Annotated in this window: 18 protein-coding genes and 3 pseudogenes; 10 read left to right on the forward strand and 11 right to left on the reverse strand. The window is 68.4% G+C overall.

What is annotated here, in order from left to right; translation table 11 throughout:
* Position 1 precedes the first annotated feature (1 nt).
* Positions 2-2,521 (forward strand): hypothetical protein, encoded by a 2,520-nt coding sequence (locus tag OG558_RS04680; RefSeq protein WP_405069120.1) that lies wholly within the window; start codon positions 2-4, stop codon positions 2,519-2,521.
* Between the two features lie 1,439 nt (positions 2,522-3,960).
* Here OG558_RS04680 and OG558_RS04685 read toward each other — a convergent pair.
* Positions 3,961-4,099, reverse strand: a pseudogene (locus OG558_RS04685) (DapH/DapD/GlmU-related protein); the annotation flags it as partial.
* 87 nt (positions 4,100-4,186) lie between these two features.
* Positions 4,187-4,495 (reverse strand): annotated as a pseudogene (locus OG558_RS04690) (acyltransferase); the annotation flags it as partial.
* 86 nt (positions 4,496-4,581) lie between these two features.
* On the opposite strand from OG558_RS04690, the gene OG558_RS04695 reads away from it, so the two are divergent.
* The 4 genes from OG558_RS04695 (at position 4,582) to OG558_RS04710 (ending at position 9,217) form a co-directional block, all read left to right on the forward strand.
* On the forward strand, positions 4,582-5,658 hold the full coding sequence (locus OG558_RS04695) for a LacI family DNA-binding transcriptional regulator (protein ID WP_329481895.1): 1,077 nt from the start codon (positions 4,582-4,584) through the stop codon (positions 5,656-5,658).
* A 320-nt stretch (positions 5,659-5,978) separates the two neighbouring features.
* A complete protein-coding gene (locus OG558_RS04700; protein WP_329481897.1) occupies positions 5,979-7,301 on the forward strand; it encodes a sugar ABC transporter substrate-binding protein in 1,323 nt (440 codons plus the stop codon).
* Between the two features lie 100 nt (positions 7,302-7,401).
* A complete protein-coding gene (locus OG558_RS04705; RefSeq protein WP_329481899.1) occupies positions 7,402-8,385 on the forward strand; it encodes a sugar ABC transporter permease in 984 nt (327 codons plus the stop codon).
* Positions 8,378-9,217 carry a carbohydrate ABC transporter permease gene (locus OG558_RS04710; protein ID WP_328526354.1) on the forward strand — a complete coding sequence of 280 codons (840 nt, stop codon included), beginning with the start codon at positions 8,378-8,380 and terminating at the stop codon, positions 9,215-9,217. The genes OG558_RS04705 and OG558_RS04710 overlap by 8 nt, the downstream gene beginning before the upstream one ends.
* 119 nt (positions 9,218-9,336) lie before the next feature.
* Here the strand turns inward: OG558_RS04710 and efeB are convergent, their stop codons facing one another.
* From efeB to thpR, 4 genes are read right to left on the reverse strand one after another with little or no spacing between them, the layout of a single operon-like run.
* Entirely contained in the window at positions 9,337-10,611 is a 1,275-nt protein-coding gene (gene efeB / locus OG558_RS04715; RefSeq protein WP_405069121.1) for an iron uptake transporter deferrochelatase/peroxidase subunit, read from the reverse strand.
* Positions 10,608-11,747 carry an iron uptake system protein EfeO gene (gene efeO / locus OG558_RS04720; RefSeq protein WP_405069122.1) on the reverse strand — a complete coding sequence of 380 codons (1,140 nt, stop codon included), beginning with the start codon at positions 11,745-11,747 and terminating at the stop codon, positions 10,608-10,610. Before efeO ends, efeB begins: the two co-directional genes overlap by 4 nt.
* A gap of 27 nt (positions 11,748-11,774) precedes the next feature.
* Positions 11,775-12,623 (reverse strand): iron uptake transporter permease EfeU, encoded by an 849-nt coding sequence (gene efeU, locus OG558_RS04725; RefSeq protein ID WP_405069123.1) that lies wholly within the window; start codon positions 12,621-12,623, stop codon positions 11,775-11,777.
* A 45-nt stretch (positions 12,624-12,668) separates the two neighbouring features.
* On the reverse strand, positions 12,669-13,232 hold the full coding sequence (thpR, locus tag OG558_RS04730; protein ID WP_405069124.1) for an RNA 2',3'-cyclic phosphodiesterase: 564 nt from the start codon (positions 13,230-13,232) through the stop codon (positions 12,669-12,671).
* A gap of 33 nt (positions 13,233-13,265) precedes the next feature.
* Between thpR and OG558_RS04735 the strand changes: the two genes are divergently transcribed.
* Entirely contained in the window at positions 13,266-14,711 is a 1,446-nt protein-coding gene (locus OG558_RS04735; protein WP_405069125.1) for an LLM class flavin-dependent oxidoreductase, read from the forward strand.
* On the opposite strand, the gene OG558_RS04740 is transcribed toward OG558_RS04735, so the two are convergent.
* Positions 14,694-16,097, reverse strand: coding sequence for a mycothione reductase (locus OG558_RS04740; RefSeq protein WP_405069126.1), 1,404 nt, complete (start codon positions 16,095-16,097; stop codon positions 14,694-14,696). The two genes, OG558_RS04735 and OG558_RS04740, sit on opposite strands and share 18 nt — an antisense overlap.
* Before the next feature lie 64 nt (positions 16,098-16,161).
* Here OG558_RS04740 and OG558_RS04745 point away from each other — a divergent pair, with 64 nt between their 5' ends.
* The gene (locus tag OG558_RS04745; RefSeq protein ID WP_405069127.1) at positions 16,162-16,878 is read left to right on the forward strand and encodes a DUF4429 domain-containing protein; all 717 of its coding nucleotides are present in this window, start codon (positions 16,162-16,164) and stop codon (positions 16,876-16,878) included.
* Here OG558_RS04745 and OG558_RS04750 read toward each other — a convergent pair.
* Positions 16,875-18,215, reverse strand: a complete 1,341-nt coding sequence (locus OG558_RS04750; protein ID WP_405069128.1) for an MFS transporter — start codon at positions 18,213-18,215, stop codon at positions 16,875-16,877. The genes OG558_RS04745 and OG558_RS04750 overlap by 4 nt on opposite strands.
* On the reverse strand, positions 18,212-18,661 hold the full coding sequence (locus OG558_RS04755) for a MarR family winged helix-turn-helix transcriptional regulator (protein WP_405069129.1): 450 nt from the start codon (positions 18,659-18,661) through the stop codon (positions 18,212-18,214). The genes OG558_RS04750 and OG558_RS04755 overlap by 4 nt, the downstream gene beginning before the upstream one ends.
* A gap of 154 nt (positions 18,662-18,815) precedes the next feature.
* Between OG558_RS04755 and OG558_RS04760 the strand changes: the two genes are divergently transcribed.
* Positions 18,816-19,070: a hypothetical protein gene (locus OG558_RS04760; protein ID WP_405069130.1), complete on the forward strand. Its 255-nt coding sequence runs from the start codon at positions 18,816-18,818 to the stop codon at positions 19,068-19,070.
* 494 nt (positions 19,071-19,564) lie between these two features.
* On the opposite strand, the gene OG558_RS04765 is transcribed toward OG558_RS04760, so the two are convergent.
* Positions 19,565-21,034, reverse strand: coding sequence for an NCS2 family permease (locus OG558_RS04765; RefSeq protein WP_405069131.1), 1,470 nt, complete (start codon positions 21,032-21,034; stop codon positions 19,565-19,567).
* Between the two features lie 81 nt (positions 21,035-21,115).
* On the opposite strand from OG558_RS04765, the gene OG558_RS04770 reads away from it, so the two are divergent.
* Complete coding sequence (locus tag OG558_RS04770) at positions 21,116-21,430, forward strand: DUF2530 domain-containing protein (protein ID WP_405069132.1); 315 nt, start codon at positions 21,116-21,118, stop codon at positions 21,428-21,430.
* Between the two features lie 223 nt (positions 21,431-21,653).
* Here OG558_RS04770 and OG558_RS04775 read toward each other — a convergent pair.
* Positions 21,654-22,424, reverse strand: a pseudogene (locus OG558_RS04775) (DUF3027 domain-containing protein); the annotation flags it as partial.
* 66 nt (positions 22,425-22,490) lie between these two features.
* Between OG558_RS04775 and OG558_RS04780 the strand changes: the two are divergent.
* Complete coding sequence (locus OG558_RS04780; RefSeq protein ID WP_405069133.1) at positions 22,491-24,377, forward strand: MFS transporter; 1,887 nt, start codon at positions 22,491-22,493, stop codon at positions 24,375-24,377.
* The last annotated feature ends 536 nt before the right edge of the window (positions 24,378-24,913 follow it).

Genomic DNA, 24,913 nt, shown 5'->3' on the forward strand with positions numbered 1-24,913 from the left:
TATGAACGAGCAGAACCCCGTCACCACCGGCCGCACCGCCACCTGGGCGATCGAGCAGCTCGTGCAAGCCCTGGCCGAGCGGGGGATCGTCGCCGACGACCCACCGGTCCGGCTGGCCACCCCCGACGAGGTCCCCGCCGCGGACCTCGCAGATGTGCCCGAGTCGTACGCCGTCCTCCGTGCCGACGACGAGATCGTTGTCGTCAGCAACGATGAGACCGGCCTCCGGTGCGGTGTGCTCGAACTCGCGGACCGAGTCGCCGCGGGCGAAGATCTCGCCGGTACGACGCCGTTCGCCGAGCAGCCCGCCGTACCCGTCCGGGGCGTGGTGCGGTCGTTCGCCAGCGTGGACGAGGACTCGTCCTGGTTCCACGACAAGCAGTTCTGGACCGACTACCTGACCTGGCTGGCCGCGTCCCGGTTCAACCGCTTCCACCTCGCGCTCGGCATGCAGTACAACTACGGCGCCGATCGGCACGGCGCCACCGACAACTACCTGTGCTTCGCCTATCCGTTCCTGTTCGACGTGGACGGCTACGACGTACGGGCCGAGGGCGTCGGAGCGGACGAGCAGAAGCGCAACCTGGAGATGCTGCGCTTCATCGCCGCCGAGAGCAAGCGGCGAGGGCTGAAGTTCCAGCTGGGCCTGTGGAACCACGCGTACGACTACGGCCGGGACTCGGTCCACCGCTACCCGATCACGGGCATCGGCCCGGACAACCACGCGGCGTACTGCAAGGCCGGCATCGCCCAGCTGCTCGCCGAGTGCCCCGACATCGACGGGCTGACGTTCCGGGTGCACTACGAGGGCGGCATCCCCGACGATCGGCACGAGATCTTCTGGCGGGCGGTGTTCGAAGGGGCGAACTCGGTCGGCCGGCCGCTGGAGATCGACATGCACGCCAAGGGTGTCGACCAGGCCCTGCTCGATGCCGTCGACCTGCCGAACCTCTCCCCAGTGCTGTCCGCGAAGTACTGGGCCGAGCACGTCGGACTGCCGTATCACCAGGCCTCGATCCGGGCCAAGGAGGCGGCCAAGCCGATCCCCGCCGGGCATGAGATGAAGGGCATCACCGAGTTCTCCCGCCGGTTCACCCGCTACGGCTACGGCGACTTCCTGCGCGAGGACCGGACCGTCGACCTGATGTTCCGGGTCTGGCCGGGCACCCAGAAGCTCTTGGCCTGGGGCGATCCCGCGATCGCCGCGGGGTACGGGCGATTGTCGACATTCGGCGGATCCCGCGGTGTCGACCTGTGTGAACCCCTGTTCTTCAAGGGACGCCACGGCAGCGGCGAACCCGGCAGCCGCGACCCGTACATCCGCGAAGACCTCAAGCTGCCCGGCAATCGGGAGTGGACCAAGTACCGCTACGGCTACCTGCTGTGGGGGCGGCTCCTCTACAACCCCGATGCCGAGCCCGAGACGTGGCGCCGCCATCTCCGGTCGACGTACGGCGAGGCCGCGGCGGACGTGGAGGACGCCCTGAGCCCGCTCAGCCGGATCCTCCCGCTGGTGACCGTGGTCCACGGCGTCGGCGGATCGAACAACGGCTACTGGCCCGAGGTGTACCTCAACCTCCCGATCTCGTCGCAGGTGCACTCCGATCACTACGTCGGCGACACCGACCCGCCGGCCAACTGGGGTGGCGTCAGCCCGTTCGACCCGACCACCTTCTACGCCATCGACGAGTACGTCGCGGCGCTGGCCGGCGGTGAGCTCTCGGCGAAGTACACGCCGCTGGAGGTGGCCGCGTGGATCGAGCAACTGGTCACCGACGGGGAGCAGGCACTCGACCGCGCCAAGCAGACCGCAAACCAGTCGGACGCGCAGGTTCGCAGGGTCCTCATCGATCTCGAGGTCCTGGTCCGATTGGGCAGGTTCTTCGCCGGCAAGTTCCGGGCCGCGGTCGACTACTCGACCTATCGGACGACCGGGGAGGTCGGTTCGCTGGAGTCGGCGCTGCGACGCTACCGGACAGCCCGGGACGCGTACGCCGAGATCCCGGTGATCGTGGACGGCGTCTATCAGCCGGATCTGCGGTTCGGGATCGAGGCCTCCGAGCACGGTCACTGGGCGGATCGGGTCCCGGCCATCGACGCCGACCTGGCGGCCCTCGCCGAGGAACTGCAGGAGCCGGCAGATCCGCAACCAGCAGTGGCGTTGCCTGCGGCACCCGCCCGGCCGGCCACGCCGGGAGTGGACCACGCGGTGCCGGAGAGCTTCGAACGGGGCGAACCGGTCACGCTCTCGCTGGAGGTGGTGGATCCGGCCGTGGTCGGCGCGACGCTGCACTACCGGCACGTGGACCAGTCGGAGTCCTGGCGGCAGGTCCCGATGGAACTGTCCGGGCAGACCTTGGCAGGCACGATCGACGGTGACTACACGGCCTCGACGTACCCGCTGATGTACTTCTTCAGCGTGCTGCACCGAGACGGCGGGCAAGCGCTCCACCCCGGCCTGGCCGCCGACCTGTCGAACCAGCCGTACGTCGTCCTGGGCTCCGCGACCGTCAGCGAATGAACGCCGCGATCACCACGATCGCGACAAGCGCCGCCAGGACAACAGAGGTGACGAGTCGACGCGTGCGGGGGTCCACTCCTTCAGGCTAGTGGACCCCCGCACACCGCCGGTCAGGGCAGGGGGTATCACCAGCCCCGGCCGCATCGGTCAGGAGGTTGATGCGGCCGGGGTTCAGCACGGGCCGACCAGTGGTTCGGGGCGGTGGACGCCTCGGGGACGGTAGCCGACGGCGTCGGACAGGCCGAGGTAGTCGGAGAGCAGCCAGATGATGGCGAGCCACATTTCGGTGCCTTGCAGGCCCGGGATCGAGCGGTCGTCGGTGCCGTCCGGCGCGAACGCGAAGCCGGCGCCGTCGACCCAGCGGTCGAGGATGCGGGCGAGTTGGTCCTCGGCCCAGCGCAGGGCGTCCCGCTCACCGTACGTCGTCTGCTTGCGCGCCAGCCAGAGTGGGTGGATCACGTCGAGGACGTTGCAGGAGTTGTAGTTGTCGCCGGTGAACATGCGACGGTCGTTGCTGTGGGCAAGAACTGTCTTGACGGCCTGCTCGGGGTACGGCAGCGGGAGACCGAACTGGGCGTAGGTGCCGCGGGTCAGGCGATAGAAGCCGTTGACGACCTGCAGCCAGCCGTCGTCGGGGTGCGGCCGGCCCCAGGCACCGGTGGACGGGTCGACTCTGGTGACGAGCCAGCCCATCAGTTGCTCGAGTGGGCCGGATTCCTTGTGGTCGTGGAGGTTTCGGGCGATCGCGGTGCCGAGGGCATCGATCGCGGAGCCGGCCGACCAGGCTCTCCTTGCCCAGGGCAAGTTGTCGAGCTCGTCGAGGGTGAAGTCGGTCCGGATCGGGTGTTCGAAGCCGCTGTCCAGGACTTGGAGTGCGTAGCCGACGCACAGGATGTGGTAGCTCGCGGGGCCGTCCAGGACGGAGAGTTTCGCGTCGGACGGGACGGCGAGCCCGGCGTCGGAGAGGTCTCCGGGTGAGACCAGTCCAGTCGCTGGGTCCTGGCGGGCGCGGAGGCGGCGGACGAGGTCGTCACGGGTGTGGCCGGCCGGCGTACGACGGAGCAGCAGGTCGGCGATCTCGACCGCGTCACACCACGGCCGGATCGCCGGTTCGTGGTCGAGCCCCGGCCGGTCGATGAAGCGGACGCCGTCCCAGCAGCGCAGCAGAAGGTCGTCGACCTGATCCCGCGCGTTGGCGGCAAACGCGCTCAGCCGCTCGGGCAGATCGGCGGCGTGAGCCGGCCGGCTCACGCCGACCGAGCCGGCGGGGGAAGAGGCCGCCAGAGCCGGGGATGAACCGCCGGCGGGAACCGGAGAGGGGGCGCTGTCCGGGACCGTGGACGAGACGGCGGCCGGCGCCGGCGCCGGCGACCAGGTGACGGTCGGGGCTTGAGATGAGGCGACCGGCTCTGCTCCGACTTCGCGCGAGCGAAGCACTCGGGCGGGGTTGCCGGCGGCGATGGTGTTGGCTGGGACGTCCTTCGTGACTACTGCGCCGGCGCCGATGATGGTGTGGGGGCCGATCGTGACGCCGTCGAGGATGGTGACGTTGGAGCCGATCCAGACGTCGTCGCCGATCGTGATGCCGAGGGCGGTGTGGGGCTGCTGGAAGATCGGCTGTCCCGGGGCCGTGCCGTGGTTGAACGCGATCAGCGACGTGTGCGCGCCGATCCGGACCCCGTCGCCGATCGTGATCCGGCCGCGGACCGCCGCGAACGGGTTGATGGTCGAGTCGGATCCGAGCACGATCTGCCCGGTGACGTAGGCGTGCGCCGCGATATACGACCGCTCCCCCATCCGGAGCTCGTCGCAGTACACCCCGGCCGACTCCGCGACGTACACATCCTCGGCTAGCTCGATCGACCCGCCGAGCCGTGCCTGCCGCTCGGCCTGCCGCTCCCGCTCCTCCTCCGGCGCCTTCCGCTTGTACTCCCAGGGCAGGAAATCCAGTCGCAGCGGCTCGTCAGGCGTCATGGGAAAACGCTATCCAAAACGTGGGACAACCGCTAGTCCCACGAACCCGCTGCTAATCTCGCGTCTGTGCGGGGTGGCAGGCAGACATGACGACAACCGGATCCGGGGCGGGCAGTGAGAACGCCGACGACGGTCCGGCGAGCACCAGTGGGCGCCGGCGAGTCACGATCAGCGATCTCGCGCGCCGTCTGCAGATCTCCAAGGCCTCGGTCTCGTACGCGCTGAACGGTCGCGCCGGCGTCAGCGAGGAGACCCGGCAACGCGTCCTCGCCCTCGCCGAGGAGCTCGGATTCCACCCGAACTCCGCCGCCGTCGCCCTCTCGGCCAGCCGGACCCGGACGATCGGCATCGTGATCGCCCGCGACCCGGCGCTGATCTCGACCGAAGCGTTCTACATGCGCACCCTGGTCGGCATCGAGCAGTACCTGAACGAGGTCGACTCGTCCCTGCTGCTCCGGCTGACGGGCGAGCACGGCGACGATCTCGCCGTACTGCGGAGATGGTCCCGGCAGGGGCGGGTCGATGGGTTCATCCTGTTCGACGAGCACAACGACGACCCGCGGATCCCGCTGCTCAAGGAGCTCGGGGTGCCCTGCGTGGTGGTGAGTTCGAACGACCCGGGCGACGAGGTCGGCCGGCTGATCAGCTCGCCGGAGGAGACCGTCACGCTGCTGCTCGACCACCTGGTCGAACTCGGCCATCGCGACGTCGCCCACATCAGCGGTCCGTTCACGTTCATCCACGAGCAGTTGCGGATGCGGATGCTGCAGGAGCACGCCGTGCGGCGCGGCATCACGGTGCGCCACATCGAGGGCACCTACCGGTACGACGACGGCGCCGAGCTGACCCGGCAACTGCTGACCGGGCCGAACCCACCGACCGCGATCGTGCTCGGCAACGACCTGATGGCGGTGGCCGCGCTCCGGGTGGCGATGGATCTCGGTACGGCGGTGCCCGGTGAGGTCTCGATCCTGGCCTGGGAGGACTCGCCGTTGTGCGAACTGGCCCGCCCCGGGATCACCGCGGTCGACCAGAAGACGATGGAACGCGGCCGCGCGGCCGCCGACCTCCTGCTCCGGATCGTCGCCGGCGACCCCGAGCTCCACGAAGAGGCACCTCCCGGCGAACTCCACCGCCGCGGCTCCTCCGGTCCGGTCGCCTGACCTTCCAGGGGATATCCCCTGGAACGGAGCCTTCTCCCCTGGTGTGGGAGGGGAGAACCGACGTCCCGACGGGATATCCCCTCGCGCAACGGGAAGAGGCCGGAATAGGGCCGAGTTAAGACTCTTTGAAATCGCGTGGTTCCGGAGTGTGTCGGATTGCGTTTGCCGGAGGCCCACGAGAGGTTGGATGAGTCACGAGGCAGTAACGAACTACCGCCAACTGAACCGGTTAGGGTTTCGAAACTTAACCGGTTAGGCCACTATGGGGCCGATCCGCCTTCGCAGGTCTGTGGAGGCTCGACGGGACGAGGGAGTCCGACGTGAGACTGCGTTCGTTTGTAGCCGCGGTGGCGGCGACCGCCATGGGAATCAGCCTCGCCGCGTGTGGTGGTGGCGACAAGAACGATTCCTCCGGCGGCGGTTCGGGTGGTGACCAGACGCTGACCTACTGGGCCAGCAACCAGGGCACCAGCCTGGACAACGACAAGGAGGTGCTGACCCCGGTCCTGCAGAAGTTCACCGCCGACACCGGGATCAAGGTCAACCTCGAAGTGATCGGCTGGAACGACCTGCAGACCCGGATCCAGACCGCGACCACCTCGGGTCAGGGCCCGGACGTGGTCAACATCGGCAACACCTGGGCGGCCTCGCTGCAGGCCACCGACGCGTTCCTGCCGTTCGACGGCGACGCGATGACCGCGATCGGGGGGAAGGACAAGTTCGTGCCGACGGCGCTGGCGACCGGCGGCAAGGAAGGCACCGACCCGACCTCGGTCCCGCTCTACGGTCTGGCCTACGGCCTGTACTACAACAAGGCGATGTTCGCCGCGGCCGGCCTGCAGCCGCCGAAGACCTGGGAAGAGATGGTCACCGACGCGCAGAAGCTGACCGACCCCGCGAAGAAGCAGTGGGGCATGTCGCTGGCGGCGGGCAGCTACACCGAGAACGTGCACTTCGCGTTCATCAACGCCGCACAGAACGGCGCGGACTGGTTCGACAAGGACGGCAAGCCGACCTTCACCGGTGACGGCAACGTCCAGGGCGTGCTGCGGTACCTCGACCTGATGCAGAAGGACAAGGTCGCGAACCCGTCCAACGCGCAGTACGACAACGGCACGAAGTCGGTGAACGACTTCGCCACCAAGAAGGTGGCGATGGTGATCAACCAGAACAACGCCGACAACTCGATCGTTGCCAACGGCATGAAGGCCGGCGAGTACGGCGTCGTACCGTTTCCGGCACCGCAGGGCGCGGCGGCGCCGGTCGCCAGCCACGTGGCCGGGATCAACCTGTCGATCTTCAAGAACACCAAGCACAAGGACGCGGCGCTGAAGTTCGTCAAGTACATGACGGACGCGACCACCCAGACCACGCTGGGCAAGCCGTTCTCCTCGCTGCCGGTGCTGAAGGACGCCAAGCCGGTGTTCACCACCGACGCGGCCGAGGCGGCGACCTTCGCCGACGTGTACAACACCAAGTCCAAGCCGCTGCCGCTGGTGCCGGCCGAGGACCAGTTCGAGAGCACCGTCGGCAAGGCGATGAACACCATGTTCGCCAAGATCGCCACCGGCGGAACGGTGACGGCCGATGACGTGAAGGCGGCCCTCAAGACCGCCGAGGACCAGGTCGCCGCAGGCAGCTGACCACCGGCGCTTGCGTCCGAAGATGTGTGGCCTCTGACCCACACATCTTCGGACGCAACGCACGTCTCAGCACTTCGAGGGAGAGGAGGCGACCGCCAGGATGTCCGTCGCCACAACCGAAGCGACATCGCCGGCCACGACCGAGCCGGCGAAGAAGGCCGGGCGCGGCCCCGAACACCGGCCAGGTCTGAGCCGGTGGCTGCCGTATCTGCTGCTGGCTCCGGCGGTGCTGCTGGAACTGTTCATCCACATCATCCCGATGCTGACCGGCATCTGGATGAGCTTCGTCAAACTGACCAAGTTCTTCATCGCGAACTGGTCCGCCGCACCCTGGGCGGGGTTCGACAACTACAAGGTGGCGCTCGACTTCAACAACGCCGTCGGCCAGGGCCTGCTGAAGTCGTTCGGCGTCACCGTCGCCTTCTCCCTCGTCACGGTCGCCCTGTCGTGGGTGTTCGGGATGGCCGCGGCCGTCGCGCTGCAGCCGTCGTTCCGGGGCCGGAGCTTCGTCCGCACGTTGTTCCTGGTGCCGTACGCGCTTCCGGCGTACGCCGGGATCCTGACCTGGAACTTCATGTTGCAACGGGACACCGGTGTGGTGAACCACGTGATCGTCGACAACCTGCATCTCACCTCGGACCGGCCGTTCTGGCTGATCGGCGGCAACGCGCTGGTCTCGCTGATCACGGTCGCGACCTGGAAGCTGTGGACGTTCGCGTTCCTCACGCTGATGGCCGGGTTGCAGAGCATCCCGCGCGACATCTACGAGGCCGCCTCGGTGGACGGCGCCGGCAACCTGCGGCAGTGGCGCAACATCACGCTGCCGTCGCTGCGGCCGGTCAACCTCGTCCTGGTGCTGGTCCTGTTCCTGTGGACGTTCAGTGACTTCAACACGCCGTACGTGTTGTTCGGTACGGCGCAGCCGCCGGCCGGTGACCTGATCACGTTCCACATCTACAACGCGTCGTTCCTGACCTGGAACTTCGGCACCGGTTCGGCGATGTCCGTGCTGCTGCTGATCTTCCTGATGATCGTCACCGGCACCTACCTGCTCGTCACCGGAAGGAAGTCGCGTCGTGCGTGAGACCAGAGGCTTCAAGCTCTACCGCGGCGTCGTGCTGGTCGTGCTCGGCCTGTTCGTGCTGATCCCGCTCTACGTGATGGCGACGTCGTCGCTCAAGCCGCTGAAGGACGTGCAGGGCGCGTTCACCTGGTGGCCGTCGAACCTGACGCTGGCGCCGTTCGTGGACATGTGGAAGACGGTGCCGCTGGCGCGGTACTTCGTGAACAGCACGATCGTGTCGGTGGCCGCGACGGTGTTCTCGGTGGCGATCGCGATCCTGGCCGCGTTCGCGGTGTCGCGGTTCCGGTTCCGCGGGCGGTCGGTGTTCACCACCACGGTGCTGTCGACGCAGATGTTCCCGGGTGTGCTGTTCCTGCTGCCGTTGTTCCTGATCTTCGTGAACATCAACAACCAGTTCGGCATCCAGCTGGTCGGAACGCGGCTCGGGCTGATCATCACGTACCTGACCTTCAGCCTGCCGTTCTCGATCTGGATGCTGGCCGGGTACTTCGAGAGCATCCCGCGTGAGCTCGACGAGGCCGCGCTCGTGGACGGTTGCGGCCCGATGGGCGCGCTCTGGCGAGTGGTCCTGCCGGCGGCCCGGCCGGGTGTCATCGCGGTCGCGATCTACTCGTTCATGACCGCCTGGGGTGAGGTCCTCTTCGCCTCGGTGATGACGACCGAGGCCAACCGCACCCTGTCCGTCGGACTGCGCCAGTACTCCACCCAGACCAACATCTACTGGAACCAGATCATGGCCGCGGCCCTGGTCGTCAGCGTTCCCGTGGTGATCGGCTTCCTCCTCGCCCAACGCCACTTCGTCGCCGGCGTCACCGCCGGCGCCGTCAAGTAGTCCAACCCGCCACGCTCCACCACGTCTGATGGGCTGACCCATCCGTCGGCGGGTTGGCCCACCCGATTCCGGTGGGCCAACCCGCAAGCACGTGGGTCAGCCCATCAGCGGTGGCGGGGTCAGGTGAAGAGCTTCTCGCCCCAGTAGGTGCCGGGGGTTACGCCGGCGGGGCAGGCGAAGATGCCGGAGCCTACGTGGTGGATGTATTCGTTCATGGTGTCGTTCTTGGCCAGCTGGTTCTGGATCGGGATGAACTGTTTGCGCGGGTCTCGTTGGTAGGCGAGGAAGAACAGACCTGCGTCCAGACGGCCGAGACCGTCGGAGCCGTCGACGAAGTTGTAGCCGCGGCGGAGCAGTTCGGCGCCCTTGTTGAACTGCGGGTGCGCCAGCCGGACGTGCGAGTCCATCGCGACCTTCGGCTCACCGTCGGCGTTCTTCGCGGTGAAGTCGATCGCGTCGAACTCGTCCGCCTTGCCCAGCGGCGCGCCGGTGCCCTTGCCCCGGCCGATGATGGCTTCCTGTTCGCCGAGCGACGTACGGTCCCAGATCTCGATGTTCATCCGGATCCGCCGCGACACCAGGTAGGAGCCGCCGACCATCCAGTCCGGGCCGTCCTCGGGCTGCACCCAGAGCTGCTGCTCGAGCTTGTCCGCGTCCTCGAGCTTGAGGTTGTTCGTGCCGTCCTTGAAGCCGAACAGGTTCCGCGGGGTGGTCTGCGCCTTCGACGTCGACGACGTCCGGCCGAAGCCGAGCTGGGAGTAGCGGACCGCGACCCGGCCGAAGCCGATCCGGGCCAGGTTGCGGATCGCGTGCACCGCGACCTGCGGGTCGTCCGAGCAGGCCTGTACGGCGATGTCGCCGCCGGACCGGGCCGGGTCGAGATCGTCGCCGATGAAGTGCGGCAGGTCCACCAGGGCCTTGGGCCGCTTCGACGCCAGGCCGAAGCGCTTGTCGAAGAGGCCCGGACCGAACCCGATCGTCAGCGTCAACCGCGCCGGCGGCAGGCCGACGGCTTCACCGGTATCCTCCGGCGGCGCCTCGCCAGGCCCGTTCACCGCGCCGTACTGACCGATGTCGCGGCCGGCCGTGAGCAGCGCGGCCGCGGCGGTCCACTCCTTCAGCAGCGCGATCAGGTCGTTCCGGTTCGTCGTCGTCACGTCGAACGCGGCGAAGTGCAGCCGGTCCTGCGCCGGAGTGGTGATCCCGGCCTGGTGCGGACCATGGAACTCGACCGGACCGGTGTTGTCCGCGGCCTCCGACGGCTCACTGGACAGCACCGAGTGGGCGGCGTACCCCGCGACGCCGGTCGCGACCGCGGCTCCGGCCGCGCCGAACAGGCTCCGGCGGGAGAGGCCCCGCCGGGCCGGGGCGGAAGCAGCTGTGTCGTCGGTCATTTCTGCGCAATCACTCCGGCGACCTTGCTGACCGGTTCGGCCAGTCCGTCGACCACCGCGCCGAGCTGCTTCTTCTCCGCCTCGGTGGCCGTGTAGGTCTTGAAGCCGTCACCCTCGCGGTATTTGTCCAGCGCGGCGAAGACCGCCTTGAAGTTCGTGTCCAGCTGGGTGACCAGCGCCGCGTCCCGGGTCTGCAGGGCCGGCCGGAGCGCCTGGACCGCGGCCTGCGAACCCTCGACGTTGGCCTGGAAGTCCCACAGGTCGGTGTGCGAGTAGCGGTCCTCCTCGCCGGTGACCTTGCCGGTGGCAACCTCGTCGAGCAGTTCCTTGGCGCCGTTGGCCAGCTGCAGCGGGTTGAGCTTCACGACCTTGGCCTTCGCCACCACCGTCTTCACGTCGACCAGCAGCTGGTCGGCGTACTTCTCCATGCCCTCGGTGGTGTTGGAGACCCAGAGCGCCTGCTCGATCCGGTGGTAGCCGGTCCACTCGGTGCCCGGCTCGACGTCGTTGACCCGGGCGTCGATCTTCGGGTCGAGGTCGCCGAACGACTCCGCGACCGGCTCGATCCGCTCCCAGTACGTGCGCGACACCGGGAACAGCGCCTTGGCCTTGGCGACGTCGCCGGCCTTCACCGCTGTGACGAACTCGGTGGTCTTCTGCTCCAGCGCGACCGCCTGTGAGTTCACGTACCGCTGGTAGCTGTCGGTGGCCTGCTTCAGCAGGGTGTCCTCGTCGGTCTGCGCGGGTGCGTCACCGGTGACGGTCAGGTCGCCGCGGATGCCGTCGCCGGCCATGCCCGGCTTGCAGACCGCCTGGTACTTGCCGGTCGGCAGCTCCACGATCAGGTCGCGCTTCAGGCCCGGGCCGACGTTCTCGACCTCACCCATCACCCGGTCGCCGTCGGCGTACACGTAGAACTCGGTCACCTTGCTGCCACCGTTGGAGACGGAGAAGGTGCTGGTGCCGGACTTGACGTCGCGGCGGCTGAGCGAGCACTCGGAGTCGGTCGCCTTGACGGACACCGGGCCGGTGCCGTCCTCCTTCGCGGCCGGTGTGTCCTTGGCGCACGCGGTGAGCGAGGCGAGGCCGAGGACGACACCGAGGACGGAGACCCGGCGGGCCGTGGACGTGAACATGATTCTCCTGGACAGGTGAGGGGTGGATCAGATCGCTTCTTCGGCGGTCTTCGCCGGTACGGCGGGAGGCGCCGGGGTCCTGACCGGGCGGAAGTACAGGATCAGCACGGGGACGAGGTAGGCGAGCCAGGCGATCGACTCGAGGACGGTCGGCGCCGGGTTGAAGTTGAAGATGCCCTTGAGCAATACGCCGTACCAGCTGTCCGGCGGGACGACGTGCGAGATGTCGAAGGCGAGATGCTGCAGGCCGGGCAGGACGCCGGCCTCCTGCAGGTCGTGGAAGCCGTACGCGAAGATGCCGGCCGCGACCAGGATCAGCACCGCACCCGTCCACTTGAAGAACACGGCCAGGTTGACCTTGACGGCGCCCCGGTAGATCGCGATGCCGAGCAGCACCGACGTGGCCAGCCCGAGCAGGACGCCGATGAGCGGTACGGCGGTGGTCGCGAGGGCAGCGGACGCGTAGACGATGAACGCGGTCTCGATGCTCTCCCGGAACACCGCCAGGAACGCCAGGATCACCACCGCCCGGGAACCGATCTCCAGGGCCTGGCCCATCCGTTCGCGCAGCTCCTTGGCGATGCTGCGGGAGGCCTTGCGCATCCAGAAGATCATCCAGGTGACGAAGCCGACCGCGAGGATCGACATCACCCCGCCGATGGTCTCCTGCGCGGTGAACGAGCGCGCGGTCAGCGCGGTGACGAACTGCAGCAGTCCCCAGGCGGCGGCAGCGACCGCGAGGGCCGCGCCGACACCGATCCAGACCAGTTTGAGGCGATCACGATGCCCGGACTTGACCAGGAAGGTGGCGAGGATGCTGACGACCAGCGAGGCCTCGAGTCCTTCTCGGAGTCCGATCAGGTAGTTGGCGAGCATGGCGGAACTCTCTCACGACATTAGGTACGGCTAACCTTCCTGAGGTTAACCTAAGAAGTCCCATTCGCCCACAGTGGCGTACGCCGCACTGTGTCCCGGGCCCTCACCCAGCCGGGACTCGATGAGTTGCAGGCTGCCCGCGGTCCAGACCGGACCGTCGTACGTGTCGAAGACCCTGACCCACTTGGTGACATCGACCTGACGCCGCAACCGCGCCAGCGTGAGATGCGGCGTGAACTTCCGTCCCTCGACGGTGACTCCGGCCCGATTCGCCGCCGCCCGCGTCGTCATCGACAGGTGCTTGAGTGACTCGGTCTCGTCGCGGACCCCGGCGTACAGCACGCGGGCGTCGGGCACGCCCGGGAACGCGCCGGCGCCGGTCAGCTGCAGCTCGAACGGCTTCTGCCGCTTCGCGGCCCGCTCGAGCCGCTCCCCCAGTTCTTCGGTCTTCCAGTCCGGCACGTCGCCGAGGAACGCCAGCGTGATGTGCCAGTGCTCGTCCGCGGCCCACCGGATGTCGTCATCCGGATGCTCCCGCCGCGGCTCCACGAACTCGCTCAGATCCTCCACTACCTCGATGGGTGGCACCACGGCCACGAACAATCGCATCCCAAAACTCTATCCGTGGTGGAAACTGCTTTTGTGGATGAACTGAAGCTGCCGTCGCCGTGTGTGGTGGTGCTGGTCGGGCCGGGGGCGTCCGGAAAGTCGACGTGGGCGGCGGAGCGGTTCGGGGCGGAGCTGATCGTGTCCAGTGATCGGCTGCGGGCGTTGGTGGGGGCCGGTGAGGACGACATCGCGGCCAGTGCGGACGCGTTCGCGTTGCTGGAAGAGGTGGTGCGGCAACGGATCGGTCGCCGGCTGACGACGGTGATCGACACGCTGGGGCTGGATCGGGAGCGGCGGTTGCGGTGGCTCGGGCTGGCGCGCGCGGCCGGAATGCCTTGTGTGGCAGTCGGTTTCGACACCCCCGCGGACGAGTGCCGGCGGCGGAATCGATCCCGGCCGAAGCGGATCCCTGCCGATGTGTTGACCGCCCAGCTGCGGTCCTGGAACGCGGTGAAGAAGGAGTTGCCGGAGGAGGGGTACGACGACGTGCTGCAGCCGACCGTGTTGCGCGTCGTACCGGAGGCGTTCGTGGCGGCCGGGGCGGCTGCGACGCGGCAGGTGGAGGCGCCGGCGAGGTTGCGGTTCGGGTTGCAGTTGAGCAGCTACACGCACCCGGCCGGACGGACGGGAACGGCCGCGTGGATCCGTGAGGTCGGCGAGAAAGCCGAGGCGGCGGGGTTCGACGCGATCTACGTGATGGACCACTTCCGGCAGATCCCGCAGGTCGGGCGGGCCTGGGAGGACTTCCTGGAGAGCTGGACGACGCTGGGGTATCTGGCCGCGTGTACGTCGCGCGTCCGGCTGGGGACCCTGGTCTCCGGGATCACCTACCGGAACGTCGCGCATCTCGGGAAGATCGCCGCGACTCTCGACGTACTGAGTGGTGGGCGGGCCGTCTGCGGCGTCGGGCTGGCGTGGTTCGAGGCGGAGCACAAGGCTTACGGCTGGTCCTTCCCACCGGTTGGTGAACGCTATGCGCTGCTCGAGGACGCGTTGCAGTTGCTGCCGGTTTTATGGGGACCTGGCAACAAACCGTTCCACGGCAAGGTTCTCGAGGTGCCGGACACGACGTGCTATCCGCGACCTTTGCAGGAGCATCTGCCGGTACTCGTCGGCGGCAGCGGTCCGCGGACGTTGCGCTTGGCCGCCCGGTACGCCGACGCGGTCAACGTCTTCGGTGACGTCGCTCAGGTGCGCAAGCTGGCTTCCTACCTGTCTGGGAAGGTCGAGCTCACGCATCTGTCCACAACCCTTGTGGGTAAGGATTCCCGGGCTGTGGACGAGCTCGTCGACCGGCTCCGCCCGCGCAATCTGAACCCGGCCCGGTACGCCGCCTCAGTCAACGCGGGCACGGTCGACGACCAGATCGGCCGGTTCCGCGAGCTGTCCGAGGCGGGCGTGGCCGAGGTGATGATCAGCCTGCCCGACCTCGACACCCTGGACGCGGTCGGCGACGTGATCTCAGCCTTCCGGGTCTAGTTTCAGCTTGAGCAGCGCGTTCTCGATCAGCTCCGACATCGCCGGGTGGATCCAGTACTGGTTGCGCGCCATCGAGTACGCGTCGAGGCCGAAGCTCATCGCCTGGATGACCGGCTGGATCACCGCGGACGCCTGCGGGCCGAGGATGTGGCAACCGATGATCTGGCCGGTCTTCGGGTCGGCGAGGATCTTCGCGAAGCCGGTCGTGTCCTCCATCGCCCAGCCGTACGCGATGTCGGCGTACTTCTCGACGCCTGCCACATAAGGGATCCCGCGGTCGCGGGCCTCCTGCTCGGTGAGGCCGACCGCGGCGACCTGTGGTGAGCTGAAGACGGCGTGCGGGACGAAGCGGTGATCGGCCTTGATCCGGTCGGCCGGGTTCAGCAGGTTGTGCTTCACCACCCGGGCTTCGTGGTTCGCGACGTGCTTCAGCTGGTGCGGTGAGGTCACGTCGCCGAGCGCGTAGATGCCGTCGACATTGGTCTGCTGGTAGTCGTCGACCACCACGCGCCCCTGGTCGTCGACCTCGACGCCGGTGGCGTCCAGGTTCAGCAGGTCCGAGTTGGGGGTGCGGCCGACGGCGACCAGGAGCTCGTCGACCTCGACCTCGTCCGCGCCGTCCGGGTACAGCATGCCGATGAGGATCGATCCGTTCTCCCGTCGGGACACCCGGATCGTCTCGTGATCGCGGCGGACGTCGTACCGGCTGAGGGCGAGCTGAGTGAACCGCTCGGCGATGTCGGTGTCCTCGTGCCGCAGCAGCAGCTCCGACCGCGCGATCAGCGTGACCTCGACGCCGTACGACGAGAAGATGTGGGCGAACTCGGCGGCGACGAAGCCACTGCCGATGATGCCCAGCCGCCGCGGCAGCTGCTCGAGCCGCATGATCGTGTTCGAGGTGTGGTATCCGGTCTCCTCGAGGCCGGGGATGAACGGCACGATCGGGCGGCTGCCGGTCGCCAGGACGAACTGGTCCGCGCTGAACACGCTGGTCGTCCCGTCCTTGTTGTCGACAGTCAGCTCCTTGACGCCGGTGAACCGGCCGATGCCGTCGTACACGGTGACGTTGGCGTTGTCGGCGTGGTGGTGCCGGTACTCCGAGCCACTGGCCGCGATCGGATCGATCCGGCCGAAGATCCGGTCCCGGATGGCCGGCCAGTCGACGCCGAGCCGCTGCTCGTCGACGCCGTACCGGGAGCTCACCGACGGCGTGTAGGCCAGGTCGGCGGTGTACGCGAACATCTTGGTCGGGATGCAGCCGACGTTCAGGCAGGTGCCACCGAACGTGCCGCGCTCGACGATCGCCACCTTCCGGTCCGCGAACCGGCGGTTCACGATCGTGTTCCCGGAGCCGGTCCCGATGACGACGAGGTCGTAATGAGTCACACCCCATTGTGACCATGACGGCAAGCTGTGCGCATGAACCCGCCGACCGAGGATGATGGGAAGGGTGGCGGGTGGTGAACTGAAGAGCGCGAACGGAACGGTCGACTGGGACGGGGCAGGCACGCTCAGGATCCGGTACGACGCGTCGGCCGGCGAGCTGGGCACGTTGACCGATTCGTTGCGGACCCGGCTGGGCGAGCGGATCGTTCCGGTCGAGGCGCTGCAGGCGGTCGAGGTGAGCCAGGATGCTCCGGTGCTCCGACTGATCCTGCGTGAGCAGGCGGATCCACTGCAGTCGGTCACCGGTGGGTACTTCGACGCGCTGATCGATCCGTACACCTTCCCGTTCACCGATCGCGCGCTCGCCGAGCGGCTGGCGACCGAGATCCGGGTGACGCTCGCCCGGCGCGATGTACCGACGACTTCCGCCGTACGCTGGCTGGTCGCGCCGCCGGTCGCGCCCGACGAGATCGAGGGCCGGGACGCGACCTTGTCCGTGGCGAACGGACGGCTTGTGTTCGCGTACAAGCGGATGGCGGGGCGGAGGAAGCGGGCGAACGGAGACCCGTGGCCGGTGCCGCTCGCCGACATCATCGATGTCGAGTGGAGGCCGAACGAGGGCCGCTTCGGCGTCGAGGGCTTCCTCCGGGTCAGCACGGCCCGGACGCCGCTCGAGCGCCCGAAGCCGCGGCACGACCCGGCAGCGATGCGCACCGAACGCCGGACCGACGTCGACGCGCTGTTCTTCGCCGCCCGCCTGCTGACCCGGATCCGGCCCTAGGCCACGCGGGGCCCGACGTCCTTGCCGCCGGCGAGAACCTCCGTTTGCGGGGCGGCGTCGACCACGGCCTTCTCGCCGAGGAGCTCGGTCTGCGGCAGCACCTCGAGCCGGGGACGCGGCAGCAGCCGCGGCCGGATCGCGAGGCCGCGCCGGCGGGAGAAGTACAGCACCGAACCGACGGTGCCGATGATCGTCATGCCGCCACCGACGATCAGCGAGTAGCGGGCGCCGAACTCCTGCCCGATCCAGCCGATGAACGGCGACCCGATCGGCGTACCGCCCATCAGGACCGTCATGTAGAGCGCCATCACCCGGCCGCGCATGGTCGGCGCGATACTCAGCTGCATGGTCGCGTTGGCCGAGGTCAGCATGGTCAGCGAGGCCAGCCCTACCAGCGGCAGGACCAGCGCGAAGGTCAGGTACGTCGGCATCAAGGCACTGATGATCTCGAACACACCGAACGCCAGGGCCGCGCCGATCACCAGGCGGGCGCGAATCCGGACGCGGCGGGCCGCGAGCAGCGCACCGGCCAGCGAGCCGATCGCGAGCACCGAGCCGAGGATGCCGTACTCCCCCGCGCCCTTGTGGAACACACTCGTCGCCATCAGCGCCGAGGTCAGCTGGAAGTTCAGCCCGAAGGTGCCCGCGAAGAACACCGCGACGAGCACCATCATCAGATCCGGCCGGCGCCACAGGTAGCGCATGCCGTCGCGGATCATCCCCTTGTCGCGGGCCGCGGGCTTCGGTGTGTGCAGCTCCGAGACCCGCATCAACCGCAGCGACAGGATCACGGCGGCATAGGTGAACCCGTTGATCAGGATCACCGGGCCGGTGCCGATCCAGTTGATCAGCAGACCGGCCAGCGCCGGGCCGAGCAGCCGGGCCGCGTTGAAGGACGCCGAGTTCAGCCCGACCGCATTGGACAGCTCCTCGCGGCCGACCATCTCGACGACGAAGGACTGCCGGGTCGGGGCGTCGAAGGCGGTGCCCACGCCGAACAGCAGGGCCAGCAGGTAGACGTGCCAGGGCTGGACCACACCGGCGATCGTCAGACCACCGAGCACCAGGGCGACGGTGGCCATCGCGATCTGCGTGCAGGTCAGCACCAGCCGCTTCGGGAAGCGGTCGGCGACGAGACCGGCGTACGGACCGAGCAGGAGGGCGGGCAGGAACTGCAGTCCGGTGACGATGCCGAGCGCCGTACCGGAATGGGTCAGCTCGAGGACCAGCCAGTCCTGGGCGACCCGCTGCATCCAGGTGCCGACGTTGGAGACGATCGCACCGGAGGCGTAGAGACGGAAGTTACGGACCTTGAACGCGCGGAAGGTCGGGCTCATCTGGCCGCCAGGCGTTCGAGAACGGGGGCTGCTTTGCGCAGGATGTCGCGCTCCTCATGAGTGAGTTGCTTGAGTTTGGTTTGCAGCCACTCGTCGCGACGCCGGCGGTTGGCGTGGATCAGCTCGTCCGCGCGCGGGGTCAGCTCGACCATGATCTGGCGCTTGTCGGTCTCATTCGGGCGGCGGACGACCAGGCCCGCCTCCTCCATGTTGGTGATGATCCGCGTCATCGACGGCGGCTTCACCTGCTCGTGAGCGGCCAGCTCGCCGATCGTCATCGCCTCGTGCTTGGACAGCGCGCCGAGCACGCTCAGCTGGTTCGCGGTCAGGTCGTGACCTGGCTCACGTTGCCGCCGGAGCTGCCGGGACAACCGCAAGGTGGACGACCTCAGGGCACTCGCCAGCCCGACGTCACTCTTCACCTGCTGCGCTACGACTTCGGGCATATCTTTACCTTAACTCATTACCTTTGCTAAAGAAAACACATAACCGGCCCGCGGCATTCCCGGTGACTCGGCTACGACGGCGGCGTACCAGGGTTCGCGGACGCTGTTCCCGCTGGTCACCCAGACCCAGGTCAAGCAGTTCCTCACGAGCGACATGTGGCGGGTGTTCGCGGGGATGCCGGCCGAGTTCATCGTGTTCTCGGTGGTGGCGTTCACCCTGCTGAGCACGCTGTTCCTACTGATCGGGCGCCGGAGTTTCTGGCTCCCCTGTCGTTTCCGTGGGTGGACCCGGGCCCGGCTCGCCACCTTGGGCACGGTTCAACCACGAAACCGCCCGCACAACGACCATCCGGTGCACAAAGTCGACCTCGCCCCCCGCCCGAGGGCCGACATGCCGATCGGGTCCTGAGGGCTCGGGGGCGCAGGAGGGGAGAGGCCCGGTGTACCGACGGACGGGTAGTGGTCAGCCGGCGCTCGCACCTGGATGAGGTGGTCAGCCTGAATGCCGGCCGGTCGGGTGGGGCGTGGCCGACTACTACCCGTTCGTCAGTACGCCGGGTCTTCCCCGGGGACTCGATCCAGCAACTCTCCGGACCTCGGACACCTGATCGAGACCGCGGACACCACACCCCATGTCCGCACTCCCCAACGGGTGACCCCACAGCCCCGGACCCACCGACCGCACCGCAGACCCCGGCCCTTATCGCCCACACACCCAGCACAAGAGCCGTAATTTGTTGCCTTCGGCATGCTCGCGATCAGCGCGACCTGTGGGGCATCAGCCGCGGTGGCCGGTCGTACGACATCACACTGCTGAACCCACCCGATGCTGATCAGCGCGTCCCTGCTGAAGGTTGCCGTGGGCACCGCCAACTTCATCGGGCTCGCGCCGGTACCTCCGGCTCAGGTGAGCCAGTCGCGGAGCGGGTGGATGGCGAAGTAGAGGACGAAGAGCAGGGACACGACCCACAGCAGCGGGTGCACCTCGCGGCTCTTGCCACGGACGGCCTTGAGTACGGCGTACGAGACGAACCCGGCCCCGATGCCGGCCGAGATCGAGTACGTGAACGGCATCAGGATGATCGTCAGGAACGCCGGGAAGGCGACCTCGATGTCGTCGAAGTTGATCCCCTTCACCTGCGTCATCATCAGGAAACCAACCAGGATCAACGCCGGCGTCGCCGCCTCGTACGGCACCAGGGTGACCAGCGGGGCGACCACCATCGAGATCAGGAAGCAGATCCCGGTGACCACACTCGCCAGCCCGGTCCGGGCGCCCTCGCCGACACCCGACGCGGACTCGATGTACGACGTGTTGCTCGAGACCGACGCGGCACCACCGGCCGCGGCCGCGACGCTGTCCACGACCAGGATCCGCTGCGAGTTCGGCGGGATGCCGTCCTTGTCCAGCAGGCCGGCCTCGGCGCCGATCGCGGTCATCGTCCCCATGGTGTCGAAGAAGTCGGCCAGCATCAGCGTGAAGATGATCAGCAGCGCCGCGATCACCCCGATGCGCTCGAACGACCCGAACAGGTTGAACTCACCGAGGAGATCCAGATTCGGCTTCGAGAACCACTTGTCCGGCAGCTCCGGCACCTGCAGGCCCCAGCCGCCTGGGTTGTCCTTGCGCAGCCCGAGGTTGAATGCCGCCTGGAAGATCATCGCCAGCACGGTCGAGGCGACGATGCCGATCAGGATCGCACCCTTCACCTTGCGGGCGTACAACGTGACCATCAGCAGCAGGCCGAAGACGAAGACCAGGACCGGCCAGCCCCGCAGCTCCCCGGCACTCCCCAGCTCGACCGGTGGCCCGTCCGGCGCGGCGGGCCGGCGCACGATGCCCGCGTCGACCAACCCGATGAACGCGATGAACAGGCCGATGCCGACACTGATCGCGATCTTCAGCTGCAGCGGCACCGCCTCGAACACGGCCTTCCGGAACCCGGTGAGCACCAGCACCAGGATGACCAGACCTTCCAGCACGACCAGGCCCATCGCGTCGGCCCAGGTCATCTTGGTCGCGATCGAGAACGCGACGAACGCGTTCAGTCCCAACCCGGTCGCCAGCGCGAGCGGGAAGTTCGCCAGGACGCCCATGAGGATGGTGACCACGCCGGCCACCAGCGCCGTGGCGACCGCTACCTTCGCGATCGACACATCCGGGTTGGTGCCACCACCGACCAGTTGCCCGTCGCCGTCCTTGACGGTGCCGATGATCAGCGGGTTCAGCACGACGATGTAGGCCATCGTGAAGAACGTGACCAGCCCGCCGCGAACCTCCCGGCTGAGGGAGGACCCACGTTCACTGATCTTGAAGTAGGACTCGAGGAAACCTGACCTGGAGCGGGCCGTCGTGGCCTGGGGCGAGCTCATGACGGCATCGTGCCAGTTCTCACCGCCAGGTTGCGAGCACTAACGGCAAGCCGTTCTCAGCTGTGCCTTAAGGTTGAGCCTGTGACGGAGGAGGAGGCGGCAGCGCCGAAGAAGCGCAACGACCCGACGAGTCAGCTCGCCCGCGGCGAACTGGTGCACGCCGAGGTCAAGCCGCTCGACCTGTCCGGCATCCCCAGCGTGATCGCCGGCATCATCGCCTGGGCGGTCGCGTTCGTCGTCGTCCTGATCTTCCGCGACGATCTGGAGAAGAACGGCCACGGCTGGTGGCTCTGGGTCACCGTCGCCGGCTTCGGCCTCGGCCTGATCGGCCTCTGGTACTGCCGCCGCCGCTGGGCCGCCATCCAAGCCGGCCACCGCAGCGAGGTCGAAGACTGACGGTTGGGGAATCACCCGGAACAACAGTCGGTGGCTCGGCCAGTTCCGGTTATTGCTGGGTTAGTTCGTCGTCGGATTCTGGCTCGGCGGCTGCTTCCACCTCGGCCTGGACGGCGTCTACCTCGGCGAGTTCTTCCGCGGCGGCTTCGGTGAGATCCACCTCGGGCTCTACGGCGTCGGCCTCGAGGGCATCGGCTTTGGCGGCGGCCTCGAGTTCGAGGGCGTCGTAGCCGGTGGTGTCGAAGGCGTGTTCGGCGATCGGCTGGTCGGGGATGTCGATAACGGCGTCGGAGTGGGCGCCGCAGCCGTAGTCGTACGCGACGACGCGGCCCTCGCCCGGCGCCATCTCGTTGGCGCAGACGCCGAACGCCTGTCCGAGGCTGTCGGCCAGGCGGATCCAGTACCCGCACGAGTGGCACTTGTACGGGACGGCCTGCGCGATCGCGGACGTCGGCCCGAAGTCTCCGCCGTACCAGCGGTCGGCTGCGTCTTCCCGACCGTACGGCGAGAGGACGCGCTCGCGACCGAGTCCGAGCTCCTCGACGACCGTCAGTACGTCCTCGGGAGCACCCGCGGTGTCGGTGAACCCGGGCTCGAGGCGCGGGTCGTCGGGGAGGGTCGGGAACAGGTCGCCGGGACGCAGGTCGCCGGGCTGAACCCGGTCCGACCACGGGACCCACTCCGGTGCGACGATCGCCTCGTCGCCGGGCAACATGACGACCTCGTTGACGGTGACCGTCTTCGCCCGGGAGGCGCGGGTCAGTGTGACCGCCCAGCGCCAGCCGCGGTACCCGGGGTGGGTGGACGCGAAGTAGTGGGTGACGAGGCGCTCACCCTCGACCCGATGACCGAGGTGCTCCCCGACCACCGCGGCGCCGGCCTCGATGATCGCGGCCTCGCGGGCCGGTTCGACGGCCGCGACACAGATGGCGTCGGGCTTGGCACGCACCGGTTCCGGAGTTCTGACGGGAGTCACAATCGCCCATTCTCGCATGCTCCGGAAGCTGACCCGAACGTGCCGTGACTCCGGTCTGTCCCCGGCAGGAGGCAGGATAGTTCCATGCACACCCCAGACCCCGCCGACCCGAAGGCGACGCCCGGCGGCAAGCCCGCCGGCGCGCAGCCTGCCGGGGGGCGGCCGGCGGGTGGGCAGCCGACCGATGAGAGTCCGGCCGGGAAGTCTGCGGGCGAGCGGTTCAGCGACGCCCGGGGGAAGTTGGGCAGTGCCAGTAAGAAGGTGGGCCACGCGTCGAAGGTCGGCGCGGACGGGGTGGCGGCCGCCTCGAAGAAGACCGCTTCGGTCAGCGGCAAGGTCGGACGCGCCACTGGCCGGCGGATCCGCGGGCTGACCAGTGCACAAGGCGCCGGCGAGTCGGGGCTCTCCCGGCTGATCGAGTTGGGCGCGGTGAACGCCGCGGGCGACACCGCCTTCGCCGTCTCCCTGGCCGGGACCGTGTTCTTCACCGTGCCGAGCGACCAGGCCCGGGACCGGGTCGCGCTGTTCCTCGTGCTGACGATGGCGCCGTTCGCGCTGATGGCACCGCTGATCGGCCCGATCCTCGACCGCTTCCGGCACGGCCGCCGCTGGGCGATCGGTGCGACGCTCGCGGTGCGCGGGTTCCTGGTCTGGAGCCTCGCCGCCTCGATGAACGGGAGCACGTCCAGCTGGCTGTACCCGGCCGCCCTCGGCTGCCTGGTCGCCTCCAAGGCGTACGGCGTCACCCGGGCGTCCGCCGTACCGCGCCTGCTCCCCAAGGAGATCACCCTCGTCACGGCCAACTCCCGGATCTCGCTGGCCGGTGTCGCCGGCGCGACGATCGGCGCCGGGATCGCGGCCGCGTTCGCCGCGATCGGCCCGCAGTGGTCGCTGCGCTGGGCCGCGGTGGTCTACACGATCGGCCTGATCCTCGCGATCCGGCTGCCGAGCGCGGTCGACTCGCCGGCCGGCGAGGAGATCACCGGTACGGCGGGACGAGACGCGAGACGGCGCGCGATCACGGCGGCCGTCGCGCGCGGGATCCGGTGCAATCTCGGGCTGCGGTTCGTGTCCGGGTTCCTGACCATGTACCTGGCGTTCCTGCTCCGGGACAAGCCGATCAGCGGGATCGACGGCGCGCTCGCGGCGGGCGCGGTGATCGCGGCGGCCGGGATCGGCAACAGCCTCGGCACTGTGCTCGGATCGTTGCTCAAGGCCCGTAAACCCGAGACGGTCGTGCTGGTCGTCCTGATCGCGGACGCGACGGTCGCGCTCGGAGTGGCGGTGTTCTACGGCTTCGTGTTGCTGATCGCGCTCGGCTTCATCGCCGGCCTGTGCAGCTCACTCGGCAAGCTGTCGCTGGACGCGATGATCCAGCGTGACGTTCCGGAGTCCGTGCGTACGTCGGTCTTCGCCCGCTCGGAGACCGTGCTGCAACTGGCATGGGTCATCGGCGGCGGCTTCGGCATCATCCTCCCCCTGCTCCCCCGGCTGGGTTTCGGCTTCCTGGCCGCCGTACTGCTCATCGTCGTGTTCCTGGTACTGCGCTTCCGCCCGGCGCCGGCCCCACCACTCCGCGCGCCGCACCCACCGAAGCCCGCCGGCCCACACCCCAGCCGGCCTGACCCGACGGAGCATCAGGCGACGTCCACGAGTCGGACGATCCTCACGACCAGCGTCGCCCAGCAACGCGCCAACCGGGCCCAACGCTCCGGCCGCCACGACGAGCCGACGGTCGAGTTCCGCACCGACCAGGACGATCGGCAGCCGGACGATCGGCAGCCGGACGCCCGCAAACCCCCGGACCAGCCGATCGGCCGTTGGTGGAGCGGCCAACCAGAAGACGACGCCGACGACACCGTCGAAGACCAGGCCCCCTGGTCCGAGGAGCCAACCGTCGAACACGACCGCGACCGCGGCCTCTTCAGACGCCGCCCCGGCGGCGACACCCCCCGCCGCCCGCCACGCTAACCGCAGACACCGGCCACCCCCCGCGCCGACGACAGGCCCTCCCCCGGGCCGTCCTCCCCGAAGACCTCCCCGCCAGCACACGTACCTCTGGAACGCTCACCCCCCCCGGGCGCGGGGAGCGGGCACCGGGGCCGGGGACAGGTTGTGGGGTGCATGGACAGGTTGTGCCATGTCCGAGGACCCCAGTTCTTGTCCAAGCCCCCGACCAACGGCAGCGCCGAGCAGCCCGTCGGGACCTCTCGCATCAGCGGGGTCCGGGTCACCCCCAGGATCTCATTACCTGGCACCTCCGGGGACCTGGTCACCCCCGGGGACCAGGCATCTGGCGGGTCCTGCGACAGGTTGTGGGGTGCTTGGACAGGCTGTGCCATGTCCGAGGACCCCACTTAGTGTCCAAGCCCCCGACCAACGGCAGCGCCGAGCAGCCCGTCGGGACCTCTCGCATCAGCGGGGTCCGGGTCACCCCCAGGACCTGATCACCTGGCATCTCCGGGGACCTGGTCACCCCCGGGGACCAGGCATCTAGCGGGTCCTGC

Origin of the sequence: Kribbella sp. NBC_01510 (genome assembly GCF_045040325.1) — a bacterium.
In the GTDB taxonomy this organism is placed as follows: Bacteria; Actinomycetota; Actinomycetes; order Propionibacteriales; family Kribbellaceae; genus Kribbella.

Excerpts from the sequence above, each read along its gene's own strand:
- OG558_RS04680 (WP_405069120.1), top strand. The coding sequence starts at position 2 with ATGAACGAGCAGAACCCCGTCACCACCGGCCGCACCGCCACCTGGGCG.
- OG558_RS04695 (WP_329481895.1), top strand. The coding sequence starts at position 4,582 with ATGACGACAACCGGATCCGGGGCGGGCAGTGAGAACGCCGACGACGGT.
- OG558_RS04705 (WP_329481899.1), top strand. The coding sequence starts at position 7,402 with ATGTCCGTCGCCACAACCGAAGCGACATCGCCGGCCACGACCGAGCCG.
- efeB (WP_405069121.1), bottom strand. The coding sequence starts at position 10,611 with ATGACCGACGACACAGCTGCTTCCGCCCCGGCCCGGCGGGGCCTCTCC.
- efeO (WP_405069122.1), bottom strand. The coding sequence starts at position 11,747 with ATGTTCACGTCCACGGCCCGCCGGGTCTCCGTCCTCGGTGTCGTCCTC.
- efeU (WP_405069123.1), bottom strand. The coding sequence starts at position 12,623 with ATGCTCGCCAACTACCTGATCGGACTCCGAGAAGGACTCGAGGCCTCG.
- thpR (WP_405069124.1), bottom strand. The coding sequence starts at position 13,232 with ATGCGATTGTTCGTGGCCGTGGTGCCACCCATCGAGGTAGTGGAGGAT.
- OG558_RS04750 (WP_405069128.1), bottom strand. The coding sequence starts at position 18,215 with ATGAGCCCGACCTTCCGCGCGTTCAAGGTCCGTAACTTCCGTCTCTAC.
- OG558_RS04755 (WP_405069129.1), bottom strand. The coding sequence starts at position 18,661 with ATGCCCGAAGTCGTAGCGCAGCAGGTGAAGAGTGACGTCGGGCTGGCG.
- OG558_RS04760 (WP_405069130.1), top strand. The coding sequence starts at position 18,816 with ATGTGGCGGGTGTTCGCGGGGATGCCGGCCGAGTTCATCGTGTTCTCG.
- OG558_RS04765 (WP_405069131.1), bottom strand. The coding sequence starts at position 21,034 with ATGAGCTCGCCCCAGGCCACGACGGCCCGCTCCAGGTCAGGTTTCCTC.
- OG558_RS04780 (WP_405069133.1), top strand. The coding sequence starts at position 22,491 with ATGCACACCCCAGACCCCGCCGACCCGAAGGCGACGCCCGGCGGCAAG.